The sequence below is a fragment of the Natrinema gari JCM 14663 genome, from assembly GCF_000337175.1.
GTDB lineage: Archaea > Halobacteriota > Halobacteria > Halobacteriales > Natrialbaceae > Natrinema > Natrinema gari.
Window position 1 is genome coordinate 96,727 of the sequence record NZ_AOIJ01000058.1, and the last position, 12,938, is coordinate 109,664.

A 12,938-nucleotide genomic window follows, 5' to 3' on the forward strand; every position below is an offset into this window, starting at 1 on the left:
CCGGGTCCCGACCCTGGGATTGTTTCGCAGGCTGCGAAATTCTTTCCCGTCTGTCTACATCATATAGCATTGTCAACCGAATAATGACAACCAATGCAAATTTCGCGTCTCCGATCGAGATTCGCCGCGCGACTCCCGAGGACTACGAGGCCGTCGCCGAGTTCACGAGTGACATCTGGCCCGACCGGGGCGGCGACTACATCCCGCGGATCTACCACGACTGGCTCGAGGACGACCCCGGTCAGGGGAAGAAAACCTTCCTCGCGGAAGTCGACGGCGAGGCCGCGGGGATCGTCCAGGCGGTCATGCTCTCGCCCGACGAGGCCTGGTTCCAGGGAATGCGCGTCGCCGGCGAGTATCGCCGGCAAGGCGTGAGCCGCCGGCTGAACGAGGCGTCCTTCGAGTGGGCCCGCGAGCAGGGAGCGACCGTTGGCCGCGTCATGATCTTCTCGTGGAACGCGGCCTCGCTGGGCGCGGCGCGGACGGGCGGCTTCGAACCGAGCACCGAGTTCCGCTTTGCGAGTCCGGACCCCGATCGCAACGCGGAACTGCCCCACGGGTACGCCGTCTCCACCGATCCCGCGGCTGCATGGCGCTACTGGACCCACAGTGATGCCCGCTCGCATCTGTGTGGGCTGGGGCTGGCACCCGAGGAAACCTGGGCGATGCGGGAACTCACGCGGCCCGACTTCGAGCGTGTGGCCGACGAGACGGCCGTCTTCGCGGTCGAGAGCAGTGACGGACTGGCGGGCACGGCCGCTCGGATTCGGACCGTCGAACGGACGGCCGACGACGTGGTGAGTGACGGGCGAACGAAGACGCGAGCCGAATACGCCTTCAGCGCCTGGGATGACCTCGAGGCAGCGCGAGCGCTCTTCGCCGCGATCGCGCGAGATGCGGCCGACATCGATGCCGACGGGACGCGCGTATTACTCCCCGAAACGGCGCGGTTCGTCACCGATGCCGCCGCGACGGGGGCCGAACTCGCAGACGAGCCGGATATCGTGTTGTCGATCGACTTGGCGTCCTAGGGACGACGACTCGAGCCGGGATGGCCACTCCTGTCTCGAGCGTCAACCTGATCAGCCGCCGCTGACGGGTGGAAACAGCGCGAGCTCGTCGTCCGCTTCGAGTACCGTCTCCATTCCTTCCTCTTCGACCAGGACGTTCGTCCCGTTGCGAAGCACGTTGATCTGCGATCGCAACTCGCCGTCCTCGAGCACGCGGCCCTTGAGTTCGGGTGCCGCTTCGAGCAGCGCCTCGAGAGCATCCCCGACGGTGTCGCCGGCCGCGGCGTCGACGGTCACGTGTTTGTCGCCCGCACGTTCGGCGAGGTCGGCGAACAGTTTCCACTCCGTGGGCATACGTGGCGCTATCGGTGCCGACGGCAAGTAGCTACCGCTCCCGTGCCGGGTTACGGTCCCGCTCGGACGGTGAGTCGGAATCGCGGTCGAGGTCCGTGCGTTGCTCCGTCGTCTCGACCAGCGTCCGTTCCGTCACCCGGCGAAGTGCCTCCGGCCGGCCGAGCACGTAGGCCACATCGCCGGCGGCCAGTCGCAGGTCGCCGGCCGGCAGCGGCAACTGCTCGTCGCCGTCGCCCGCGGCGGTCTCGCGCTCGAGCGCGAGCACCAACACCGGCAGCGACTCGATCGGGACGTCCACGAGTGGATCGTCGGACTCGAGGGAGACGGTCGTGACCGTCTCGTCGGCCGCCCGGAGTAGTGAAACGAGGTCCCGCTCGGCGTCCGGACTGCCCGGCAGCGTCACGAGCCGATACCCCCGCTCGGGGTCGAGGTCGCGGGCGTCGTCGGCGTCGAGGGCGAGCGTCGCAGTGTCGTCGACGGTCGCACGCAGTTCGCCGCCGGCGATCCGCCTGGCAGTCCCATCCTCGTCGTCGCGCGTCCAGATCCGAACCGCGTCCCCCGGACTGGCGTCGGCCGCGGGGTCGCCAGCCAGCGCGACGGCGACGGTCCCCGGTGCGAGCGTCGGCCCGATCCCCGCCGGCCGGCTCCCGACCGCCAGGTAGTCCACCGTTCCGTCGGCGGTGAGATCGACATCGACGTGACCGATCCCGAAGTCGCGCTCGAGGCGGGCGATCAGCCGGTCGCGCAACTCCGCGACGGTGAGCCGGCGGGGGAAGAGCAGCGTTTGGCCCGCGAGGTCGGTTTTCACCGACTCGTCGACGGGATCGTAACCGTCTATATCGGCGATCTCAGCCGGCAGCTCGACCGTGACGACGCGGCCGGCCGAGCGAACGAGTTGTGTGACTTCGGTGATCGTCCGCGGGGTCGCGACCACGAACACGTCCAACGCGAGGTAGTCGCCGAGCCGTCGCCCCACGTCGGCCGCGATCGCGCTGGCGACGAACGCGGCGACGGTGTAGACGGCGGTGGTCGGCTCTGTCAGGCCGGTGTTCCCGATGATGGCCTGCGATAGCGCGCTCTGGGTGTTCAACCAGATCGCGACGAGGGCGACACCGACGAGGACCGCGATGCCCTCCGGGATCTCGTCGGCGCTGTACCACCGGTAGAGAAACGCCACGCCCGCTCCGGCTCCAGCCGCAAGCAGGGCGAACGCGAGGATCCGTCCGAGCGCTTCCAGAAGCGTCTCGGTCGGGACCAACTGAGCGACGACGAGGGCTAGCACGACCGCTCACCGCCGTCGGTGTCGCGGCTGACCGCACGGTGGTGCCGGCTCATCGCGCGATCGCCTCCACGAACGCCTCGGTTGCGTCGTCCGGCCCCGCGACGAACGCCTCGTCGCCGGCCTCGAGCCGGCGTTCGATACCGGGGCCGAACACCCAGCCGTGGCGGCGACCGCTCGTCTCGCTGCCCTGCCGTCGCACGGCGAGGATCGTCACGTCCGCCGACGAGGCCGCCGTCTCGAGGCTGGCGGTCTCATCGTCCGCCTCGGTCGCACCGACGGTGAATCGGCGGATAGCGTACCCCTCGCGTTTGACCAGCGCGAGCGCCTCGAACTCGCGGCTCGTGCCCCGAGACTGTACGACGAGGCGTGGCAACTCGCTCTCGAGAACGGGTTTCACGTCCCGTCGAGCGACGGCGAGGGTCACGCGGCCCGGGCCGCCGGCGGTCGCTGCGTTCGGTTTCGCGTCGGTGCTTGCGGGTTCGATGGCGTTTCCGCCGTCGGTCGCCACCTCGTCCGGCGTCTCGGGGGCGGCGGCCGCCGCGCGGTCGCCGTCGATATCGGTCCGGGCGCTCAGGACCGTCCCGGTAATCGAGCGCCCGTCGGCGCGGACGATCACCTCGTCGCCGTGAGCGATGCCCGTCGGGACGAGGGTCGCGATCGAGACGGCGCGTTGGCCCGCCGGCACGCGTCGCGAGAGGCTGCCGGACGGCGGTGCCGCGGTGATCGTCGCCCGCGCCCGTTCGTCGATCGCAACGTCGATATCCGCGAGGTCGTGGTCCGTTCGGAGCCGCTCCTCGAGTCGCGCCTCGAGTTCCGAGAGGGGAAGGTCGGCCGGCAGTCGCCACGATCCGGTCTTCAGTGTTCCGCGGAGGGCGGGCGAGAGCGGCGGGTAGCCTTCCATGTCGCGGATCTCGCCGGTCGGACGGACCGTGACCTGGCCGACCGAGCCGACGAGTTCGACGACGTCGGCCGAGAGGGTCCGCTGTCGCAGCCGGGTAAACGAGAGCCGGCGCGGGAGTTCGGCCCCGAGTTTGTCGCCCTGGTTGTGGGCGTAGAGCGCGAGCATGAGGACGATCAGGACGGCAATGAACAGCCGCGGTGATTGTGCGATCGTCGGTTCGACGAGCCCGAGCAGCCCACCCTGGACGCTGGCGATCGACAGCGCGAGGACAACGACACCGAACCCGGGCAGCGTGACGCCAGTGAAATACCGCACGAGAAAGCCCAGTGACCCGGCGACGAACGCGGGGATGATCCCGGTCAGGAGCCCGAGATAGAGCCCGAGCAGGACTTCGATCAGCAGGTCGACCGGAAGCGATTGCATTGTGGGACCGTGGGTCGCCCTCGTTAAAGCAGCACCGACGCGGGCGTCGTGACGGCGGTCCCGACGGCGATCACCGTGCCAGCGGCGCTCATCGGCATCGCCCTGCTCTATCACACGCTCGTTCCAGGGGCCGATGAATTCGGCCGCGGAGTCGACCGCCGATGCGGTGCGATCGAATACCCGAAGTGGGTCGTCCCAGCATCCTCTTTCGACGCGCTCGGAGTGGGGTTTATCACTCCGCCGATGGTAGCGGACCTATGCTCTCTCGCGTTCTCGTCCCGATGGACGACTCGCCGCTCTCCGAGCGCGCACTCGCCTATGCCCTCGAGAACCATCCCGACGCATCGGTGACCGTCATGGCCGTCGTCGGCGAACCGTCGATGATGATGGGGGACGCGGTCGGTCTCGCCGTCGCGGACGACCTCGAGACGGCCGCGACGGACCGCGCCGAGCCGATTTTCGATCGTGCTCGCGACATCGCCGCCGACCACGACGCCGAGATCGATACCCTCGTCGATGTCGGCCGTCCCGCACGAGCGATCGTCACGCGGGCCGACGAGTACGACGCGGTCGTGATCGGCAGCCACGGCGGTGACGTGGCCGATCGGTTGTTCGTCGGCAACGTCGCCGAAACGGTGTTCGAGCGCTCGCCCGTTCCGGTGACTGTCGTCCGCTGACCGGGTTCGGTCGTGAACGTGATGGTCGTTCCAAGCGACGCCCAGACGGAGACGTTTAACTAACGCCGTCTCACAGCGGTGTGTATGGTCTCCCGGTTGCCTCGAGCGCGCCTCCCCGAGAACTGGCGGCGAGTGGTCACGACGCGGATCACCGTCGTGCTCGTGTTGCTCGTCGCCTTGCTTTCGGTCGCCACTGCGGTCATCAACATCGGGACCGAGACCGTGTATGGGCCGCTCGCGAGGTACGTCCCCGATGCCGTCCAGAACGCCGCCGGGTTCACCGGCGCACTCACCGGGTTCCTGATGGTCGGCAGTTCGCTTGCACTCCGACGCGGGCTCAAAGCGGGGTGGTGGGCGACGTTCCTGCTCTTGCCGCTGACCGCAGCGCAGGGTCTGCTCCAGACGAGCCAGTACTCGGTCCCGTTGGTCGTCCTCTCGCTGGTCGCGATCCCGATCCTCCTGCTCACTCGCAATCGGTTCGAAAAACCGCTCTCGCTGACCACGACCCAGATCGCCGCCGGAGCGGCGCTCGTCGGCGTGCAACTGTACGGGACCATCGGCGGCTACGCCCTCCGCGAGCACTTCGACGGCATCAACACCATCCTCGACGCGTTCTACTTCACGCTGATCACCTCGAGTACGGTCGGCTACGGCGACGTGACACCCAACCCCGAATCGGTTCAGGGGTTGTTGTTCACGATGACCGTGCTCGTACTGGGCGTCGCCAGTTTCGGTATCGCCATCGGTGCACTCGTCGGTCCGCTGATTCAGGACCGCATCTCGAAAACACTCGGAAAGATGAGCGAATCACAACTCCAACTCCTCGAGGAGCATCTCCTCGTGCTCGGCTACGGCGAACTGACGGAACCGATTGTCGACGAACTCGCCGACAGCGGTCGGCGGTTCGTCGTCGTGACCAACGACCGCGAGGCCGCGACGCGACTCGGTGAACGGGATATCGCGGTCGTCACCGGCGATCCCAGCGACGAGGACCCGCTCCATCGCGCGAAGATCGACCGGGCAAGCGCGATCCTCGTCGCCACGAACCACGACGCCGAGGACGCGCTCGCCATCCTCACTGCCCGCCAGCTCGCGCCGGACAGGCGGATCGTCGCCGGCGCGACCGACCGCGAGAACGTCAAGAAGCTCGAGCGAGCCGGCGCTGACACGGTAATCAGCCCCTCGATGCTCGGCGGCCACCTGCTCGTGCGATCGGCGCTCGGCAGCGACGAAAGCGATCTGATCGATCGCATCCTCGAGCGCGAGTAAGCGTCACCGACGACGGCCGCGGTGGACGATCGCCACGTCGGTCTCGAGATCGCTGAGTTTTCGAAACGTCGGCGGGGAGACGAACCGCGAGGCGGTCGAGCGGTCGGTACTCGAGCCGACGAAGCAGACGTCGTACCGGGGGGCGGCCCGGCTGAGGTAGGTCTCCACCGCTGCGGTGACGACGTGGGTCTCGAAGCGCCCCGAGAACGCGTCGACGAGGTCGGCGAGCGTGCTTTCGGCCGTCCGCCGCCGCGATTCGCTGTCGATACAGGTACAGACGCTGACCGGCCGGCCGGGCTCAGTCACCCGAATCGCGAAGTCGAGCATCGCACGAGCGGTGTCGCCGGCACCCCGGACCGCCACGAGGCCGTCCCGCCAGCGGCGTCGTGGGACGCCGGTCGACCGGAACGCGATCACGTCGATCTCGCTGTCGAACAGGCCCGTGATGAACGACGACAGACCGCCGCTCTCGCGTTCGGCGTACGGCGTGACGATGAGATCGCAGTTTTGCTTCCGCGCGGTCTGGAGCACGAGTCCGGCCGAGCGGCCGCCGTCACCGGCGACGACCACCTCGCAGGGAACGTCGTACGCCATCTCGAGATCCGCGGCGAGCGACTCGAGGCGGCGTGCGGCCTTGGTGGTGGCACGTTCGGTACGGTCCGTCTCGGCCGACCGATCGCTCTCGGCGGCGGCCTCGGACTGTTGCTCGATGGCCGTCTCGTCGATCACATCGAAGAGTACGACCTTTCCAGCGTCGTGGGCTCCGGCGATCGACGCGGCAAAGCGGGCGACCGTCTCCTCGCCGTCGCCCAGCGGAACGAGAACGTGATCGTCCCCGCTGGTCGTCTGGTAGAGGTAGCGCGCGCGTTGCTCGTAAAAGCGGTTCCGCCAGAGGACGAACGCGCTCGCGACGAACGCACTCGAGACGACGATACCCAGGACGTAGGCTACCTGTGCGTTCCCGCTGACGAGGACCAGCAGTGCGGTCGAAAACGCGGTCGGCACCTCGAGATCGAGCGCCCAGGTACACACCCCAGTGAAGAAGACGCTGAGGGCGGCCCCGGAGGCGGTCGCTCCGCCGCTGCCCAGCCCGATCGCGGCCGCGATTGCGAGTGCGAGCCACCCACAACACGCCCCGACGATCATCCCGCCGACGAACGCCCACGGTGTGGCGTGTTTCCCTTCCGGATCGGCAAAGAGCGTGTATGTCCCGGAGGCCAACGGCGGGAACAGCAGAAACGAGACTGCCGCAGTCATATTCGCCAGCCACGTCACCGCGGCGATCAACAGCGGGACGAAGACGAGCACCGAGAGCTGCAGGAGGTTTCCCGTGTGCTCGAGCCACCGGACGAACGCGTCGAGTTCGCGTCGCTCCAGTCGACGGAGTCGCCTCGCGAGCGCGCGGAGTCGAACCCGCACCTGCTCGAGCATAGGGAGTCGTTGCTCGCGGCGCGAGGAAAACCGTTCGGCTTGGCTCGAGAGCGCGTCGACCGAGCGACACTCGGACCCGAAGACTGTGCGATTCGAGACCGGCCGCTGATCGACAGTTCATCCCCCGTCGGGAGCGCCGTTCCGAAAGTAGAGCTGGGAGAGAACGCCGCCACAGAACGCGGTCAGGCTGCCGATCACGAGTGCCGCATTGATCACTCGGGAAAGCAAATGCATGGGACCGACGCTTATCGTGAGTACCACGTACGCGTTAAGCGCGAGGTACGTGGTCGGCAGGAAGACGACGACACAGAGTAGTCCAGCGATAGCCGGGCGTTTGAGACTGGTGTCCGGATCCATCATTCGCTGAACCGTTTTTCGCTCCGTAACTAAAAACAACCGACACGAAGACACCATGTGTGAGTCAGCCACCCTGTCGATACCCGCTGCCCGAACCGGTGGGGGGTTTTCATCCGGCCGTCCGCGTCCGGTTACTCCGGTGTGCCCTCGAGGATGTCGACCCCGCTCGAGGCCCCGATCCGTTCGGCACCCGCCTCGAGCATCGCGATGGCGTCCTCGTAGCTGCCGATCCCGCCGCTGGCCTTGACGGGGAGGTAGTCGCTCATGAGTTCGACGTCGTCGACCGTGGCTCCACCGTCCGCAAACCCGGTCGCGGTCTTGACCATCGCGGCGTCGGCTGCCGCCGCGGCCTCGCAGGCGCGCCGTTTCTCCGCGTCGGTCAGGAGCGCGGTCTCGATAATCACCTTGACCGGAATCGGGACGGCGGCGACCACCTCCCCGAGTTCGTTCCTGACCGCGTCGTCAGCGCCCGCTTTCAGTCGACCGACGTTGATCACGACGTCAAGTTCGTCCGCGCCGTCCTGCCAGGCGGCGACCCCCTCCGTTCGTTTCGCGTCGGGAGCGTGTTGCCCATGTGGGAACCCGATCACCGTCGCGAGAGTCACGTCAGGGGCGTACTCGGCTGCCAGTTCGACCGCGTACGGCGGCACGCAGGCGTTCATGCCGTACTCGGTGGCTTCGTCCAGGACGCTCCGGACATCGGCAGGGGTCGTCTCGGGACCGAGGACGGTGTGGTCGATCAGGGGTGCGAGGTCGCTGCGATCCATACCCGAGCGGACTCGCCGGACGGGCAAAAAGCCGCCCGATCGTCTTCGACTGGCATCGTTCGTGACCGCCCTCGAGTCGCGCTGTGGCTGCTCTCCGCTCGTCGAGAGACGGCATCGAACCGCGGTCGCGTCCGACCGGTGCCGTGAGCGACGCCGACGCGTCCGCTGACGGCACCACACGGGGACGACCGACAGCATCCTTTTCAGCGCCGGCGTGTAATTCCCCGACATGGCCGATGCCGAATCCGGGGTCGTCCCGGCCGTCGAAGCCACTGCCGACGATATCGCCACCATGGAGATTCGGGGTGCGGCGACGATCGCCGACGCGGCCGCCGCGGCGCTGGCGACCCAAGCCGACCGCTCCGGGGCCGAGAGCCCGGCGGCGTTCCGACGCCAGCTGCGAGCTGCTGCCCGAACGCTCTACGAGACACGGCCCACCGCGGTCAGCCTCCCGAACGCCCTTCGGTACGTGCTCCGGGGGATGGACGGCGAGACCGTCGCCGATCTCCGGGCGTCGACGATCGCCCGCGCCGAGGCCTTCCGTCGGGACCTCGAGCGCGCCCAGGAGACGCTCGGCGAGATCGGCGCGAACCGACTCCGAGACGGCGATGTCGTGATGACTCACTGCCACTCGACGGACGCACTCGCGTGTATCGATGTCGCCCTCGAGTCGGGGAAAGCGATCGAGGCGATCGTCAAGGAAACCAGGCCGCGAAAACAGGGTCACATCACGGCCCGACAGCTCCGGGAGTGGGGCGTTCCGGTGACCGTGATCGTGGACAACGCGGCCCGCCGGTACCTCGACAGGGCGGATCACGTGTTAGTCGGGGCCGACAGCATCGCGGCCGACGGCAGCGTGATCAACAAGGTCGGAACGAGCGGGCTCGCGGTCAACGCCCGCGAACGGGGCGTCCCGGTCATGGTCGCGGCCCAGACGATCAAACTCCACCCGGACACGATGACGGGCCACACCGTCGAGATCGAACTGCGCGACGAGCGCGAAGTGCTCTCCGACGAGGAGCGAGCGACGATCGTCGGCGGTGGGGACGACGAACCCGTCGCCGACGACGACGGCCTGACCGTTGACAATCCCGCCTTCGACGTGACGCCGGCGCGGTACGTCGACGCGATCGTCACCGAGCGCGGCCAGTTCCCGCCGGAGAGCATCGTGACACTCATGCGAGAACTTTTCGGCGAGACCACCGACGAACCGTGGACGGCCTGAAGCGGCCGTCACTCGACGACCGACGCTGTATTCGCCGCCGATCGGATTAGAATTTTTCATCGGGATGACCCTTCGATAATCGGAAAGTGTTAGTTCCTGGTGTGAGCCATTGGCTCTATGGTATTACCCGAGGGGTTCGTCGTCCCACCGTGGTACCTGCTGGTACCGGTCATCGTCATCCTCGGCAGCATCGTCGCACTGCTGTGGGCGCTCGAGCCGCCAGTGACCGACCGGACGGTTATCGCCTTCGCGCCGTGGATGATGTTCGGTGCGACGCTTCACGTCCTCTACAAACTGGCCGCGTTCCCGCCGAGCATCGAGCCGCTGTTTACCGCGCCGATGGTCTATGCGGTGACGGCGATCGTCGCGGGGGCCGTCTGGATCGTCGCCGTCTTCCTCCACGTCGGCGGCCTCCAGCGGACGATCCCCCGGTTCGTCGGCATCGCCGGCACGGCGTTTTTCACCGTCTTCGCGACCGGCGCGCTCCTTCTCAGTCTCGAGACCGGGACCATCGCGCCCTTTTGGCCGGTTATCGGCGTCGTCGCCGCCGGCATCGTCACCGCGGTCGTCTGGCTTATGGTGAGTCTCTGGGTCACCGACATCGCGGCGACCACGGGCGCGACGGGCGTGCTCGTCGTCTTCGGCCACGCGTTGGACGGAGTCACGACCGCGATCGGATACGACGTCCTCACGGCCGGCGAGGACGTCCCGCTTTCCCTGTTGATCCTCGAGGCCGGCGAGGCGCTGCCAACTGCCACGTATATCGGTGCCGGATGGCTGTTCGTCCTCGTCAAGGTCGTCCTCGCGGTGGTCATCCTCGGACTCTTCCGCGAGTACGTCGAGGACCGGCCCCAGCAGGCCCGGACCGTCCTCGCGTTGGTCGCTGCGGTCGGGCTCGGGCCGGCCGTTCACAACACGCTGTTGTTCGCGGTCGGCTGAGCGCCGTCTCCCATCGGGCGTCCGTCGTCACCTAGGTTTTTGCCGCGTGCGGTCGTCGTCCCACTGTCATCGAATGGATTCGGTTACGGTACTCGCCGCCGGACACGTCAACTGGGATGTGACCCTCCGGGTCGACAGGTTCCCCGAACCCGACGGCGAGGCGTCGATCCGCTCGCAACGCCAGTCCGGCGGCGGCAGCGCCGCCAACGTCGCCGCCGCACTCGCCGGCCTCGATGTCGAGACCGGACTGATCGGGAGCGTCGGCGACGACGATCACGGCTTGCTTGCCCGCCGTGAACTCGAGGCCGCGGGCGTCTCGCTGTCCGGCGTGCGCGTGGTCGAGGGGGCCGAAACGGCGGTCAAGTACCTCCTCGTCGACGAGACGGGGGAGGTCGCGATACTCGGCAACGACGGGGTCAACGAGGCAGTCACGCCCGACGACATCGAGCCTGACCGAGTTCGGTCGGCCGATCACGTACACCTCACGGGGCAACGGCCGGACACCGCCGCTGCGATCGCCCGGATCGCGAGCGACGCGGGGCGTTCCGTCAGTTTCGATCCCGGCCGCCGGCTCGGGGACCGGGAGTACGGCGAGGCGCTCGCGCTCGCGGATGTCGTCTTCGTGACCGATCGGGAAGCTATGGTGCTGTTCGGGGATGACTGGACCGACGCGGCCGACGAGCGCATCATCGTCGTCACCTGCGGAGCCGACGGGGCCGAAGCGTACACACCGGACCGTACCGTCGTTCACGCGGGGTTCGATGTCGATCCCGTCGATACCGCCGGCGCGGGCGACGCTTTCGCCGCCGGCTTTCTCGCGACGTGGCTCGAGGACCGAAACATCGACCGCGCGCTCGCGTACGGGAACGCCTGTGGGGCGCTGACTGCGGGCTGCGACGGCGCGCGGAGCGCGCCGACGGCTGCGGCCGTCGAGGACGTTCTCACGGAGCGGTCGTAACCGATGGATTCTTATGCGCCGTGTGAACGGGACCCAGTACCGCAGTCACGCGATTCTCACCGGGTGTCGTCTGACGGTAGTTATATGCGTGGGGACGTTGGCCACCTGAGTGAACAGTCACGATCCCGTGACTGAGAGACATGACGGAAGGAAGGGTAAACGACTCGAACGGATGCGGCCTCAGACGGCCGGTCCGGTACGAGCGACGAGCGGACGAACCGCCGAGTATCGCCGCTGCGATGGCACTGGCCCGGTATTACGGTGACGACGTCACCGGGACCAGTACGCAGCTCTACGAGTACATCGATCCGGACGCACTCGACAGCCTCTTCGCCGAGACGAACCGCGGCGACACCCGGGCGACGGGGCTGGTCGAGTTCGAGATCGACGACGCAGTCGTTACGATCCGTCCGGAGCGCGTCGATGTTCGTCCGGCCGGGTGAGATCACGGGCCGAGCCGCCGTCGAGCGGGGGACGGGGGTGACGTTGAGGATCGCCGGTCGCACCGAGCGCTGCGTGGCCTTTCCTCGAACCTTTTTTGCCACCGCCCACGGAAGCCGACGGTATGGCGACGCAGCCACACTTGTTGGTCGACGACGGCGACCTGACAGACATCGCGCTCATCCCGGGCGATCCCGGGCGGGTCGATCGCATCGCCGACCACTGCGACGAATCCGAGACGATCGCACAGAACCGCGAGTACAAGGTCGTCACCGCAACCTACGAGGGCCGGGAGCTGACCATCTGTTCGACGGGGATCGGCTGTCCCTCCGCCGCGATCGCCATCGAAGAGTTGGCAAACGTCGGCGTCGACACGTTCATCCGCGTCGGCACGACCGGCGCGCTCCAGTCGGGTATCGAGATCGGTGACATGATCGTCGCGACGGGCGCGGCGAAAAACGAGGGCACCTCGAAACGGTACGAGGCCGCCGAGTACCCCTCGGTTCCGGACTACGACGTGCTGTCGGCGTTGGCCGACGCCGCCGAGGCGAACGACGAGGACGTCCACGTCGGCCCGATCGCCTCCGACGACGCCTACTACGCCGAGACCGACGCGGCCGTCGACGACTGGGAGGCCGCCGGCATGCTCGCCGTCGAGATGGAGGCCGCCGCCGTCTTCTCGCTGGCCCGCCGCAAGGGCCTGCGCGCCGGTGCGATCTGTACCGTCGACGGGAACCTCGTCGAAGGGACCCAGAAGGGAACCGCCACCGAAGACGACGAACTCCCCGAGAAGGCCAAGAACAACGTCGGCCGCGCGATCGATCTCTCGCTCGAGGCCGCGACCCAACTGTAGCGGGTCGACGCGACCCGGTCGTTGCGGGCCGAGCCACGGCCGCTATCTCTC

The 12,938-nt window shown here is 67.7% G+C and carries 14 protein-coding genes; 8 read left to right on the forward strand and 6 right to left on the reverse strand.

Features of this window, described 5'->3' with window-relative positions:
- Positions 1-83: 83 nt before the first annotated feature.
- Positions 84-1,031: a GNAT family N-acetyltransferase gene (locus C486_RS13490; protein WP_008457040.1), complete on the forward strand. Its 948-nt coding sequence runs from the start codon at positions 84-86 to the stop codon at positions 1,029-1,031.
- 51 nt (positions 1,032-1,082) lie between these two features.
- Here the strand turns inward: C486_RS13490 and C486_RS13495 are convergent, their stop codons facing one another.
- Genes C486_RS13495 through C486_RS13505 form a run of 3 tightly spaced genes read right to left on the reverse strand, consistent with a single transcriptional unit; the run spans position 1,083 to position 3,970 of the window.
- Positions 1,083-1,364 carry a ubiquitin-like small modifier protein 1 gene (locus tag C486_RS13495; protein ID WP_008457041.1) on the reverse strand — a complete coding sequence of 94 codons (282 nt, stop codon included), beginning with the start codon at positions 1,362-1,364 and terminating at the stop codon, positions 1,083-1,085.
- A gap of 31 nt (positions 1,365-1,395) precedes the next feature.
- On the reverse strand, positions 1,396-2,646 hold the full coding sequence (locus tag C486_RS13500; protein ID WP_008457043.1) for a TrkA C-terminal domain-containing protein: 1,251 nt from the start codon (positions 2,644-2,646) through the stop codon (positions 1,396-1,398).
- 49 nt (positions 2,647-2,695) lie between these two features.
- On the reverse strand, positions 2,696-3,970 hold the full coding sequence (locus C486_RS13505) for a hypothetical protein (protein WP_008457045.1): 1,275 nt from the start codon (positions 3,968-3,970) through the stop codon (positions 2,696-2,698).
- A 257-nt stretch (positions 3,971-4,227) separates the two neighbouring features.
- On the opposite strand from C486_RS13505, the gene C486_RS13510 reads away from it, so the two are divergent.
- A complete protein-coding gene (locus C486_RS13510; RefSeq protein ID WP_008457046.1) occupies positions 4,228-4,647 on the forward strand; it encodes a universal stress protein in 420 nt (139 codons plus the stop codon).
- A gap of 84 nt (positions 4,648-4,731) precedes the next feature.
- Positions 4,732-5,916 (forward strand): NAD-binding protein, encoded by a 1,185-nt coding sequence (locus tag C486_RS13515; protein ID WP_049910564.1) that lies wholly within the window; start codon positions 4,732-4,734, stop codon positions 5,914-5,916.
- Positions 5,917-5,919: 3 nt separating this feature from the next.
- Here C486_RS13515 and C486_RS13520 read toward each other — a convergent pair whose 3' ends face one another.
- The 3 genes from C486_RS13520 to deoC all read right to left on the reverse strand — a co-directional run bounded on the left by C486_RS13520 (position 5,920) and on the right by deoC (position 8,471).
- On the reverse strand, positions 5,920-7,347 hold the full coding sequence (locus C486_RS13520; protein WP_008457048.1) for an HPP family protein: 1,428 nt from the start codon (positions 7,345-7,347) through the stop codon (positions 5,920-5,922).
- A 117-nt stretch (positions 7,348-7,464) separates the two neighbouring features.
- Positions 7,465-7,704: a hypothetical protein gene (locus C486_RS13525; protein WP_008457049.1), complete on the reverse strand. Its 240-nt coding sequence runs from the start codon at positions 7,702-7,704 to the stop codon at positions 7,465-7,467.
- A 131-nt stretch (positions 7,705-7,835) separates the two neighbouring features.
- Positions 7,836-8,471: a deoxyribose-phosphate aldolase gene (gene deoC / locus C486_RS13530; protein WP_008457050.1), complete on the reverse strand. Its 636-nt coding sequence runs from the start codon at positions 8,469-8,471 to the stop codon at positions 7,836-7,838.
- A gap of 229 nt (positions 8,472-8,700) precedes the next feature.
- Here deoC and C486_RS13535 point away from each other — a divergent pair, with 229 nt between their 5' ends.
- The 5 genes from C486_RS13535 (at position 8,701) to C486_RS13555 (ending at position 12,887) form a co-directional block, all read left to right on the forward strand.
- Positions 8,701-9,696, forward strand: a complete 996-nt coding sequence (locus tag C486_RS13535) for a ribose 1,5-bisphosphate isomerase (RefSeq protein ID WP_008457052.1) — start codon at positions 8,701-8,703, stop codon at positions 9,694-9,696.
- 117 nt (positions 9,697-9,813) lie between these two features.
- Complete coding sequence (locus C486_RS13540; protein WP_008457054.1) at positions 9,814-10,635, forward strand: DUF63 family protein; 822 nt, start codon at positions 9,814-9,816, stop codon at positions 10,633-10,635.
- A gap of 73 nt (positions 10,636-10,708) precedes the next feature.
- Positions 10,709-11,593, forward strand: a complete 885-nt coding sequence (locus tag C486_RS13545; RefSeq protein ID WP_008457056.1) for a carbohydrate kinase family protein — start codon at positions 10,709-10,711, stop codon at positions 11,591-11,593.
- Positions 11,594-11,733: 140 nt separating this feature from the next.
- Complete coding sequence (locus C486_RS13550) at positions 11,734-12,036, forward strand: HalOD1 output domain-containing protein (protein WP_008457058.1); 303 nt, start codon at positions 11,734-11,736, stop codon at positions 12,034-12,036.
- A gap of 122 nt (positions 12,037-12,158) precedes the next feature.
- Positions 12,159-12,887: a nucleoside phosphorylase gene (locus C486_RS13555; RefSeq protein WP_008457059.1), complete on the forward strand. Its 729-nt coding sequence runs from the start codon at positions 12,159-12,161 to the stop codon at positions 12,885-12,887.
- Positions 12,888-12,938: the final 51 nt, after the last annotated feature.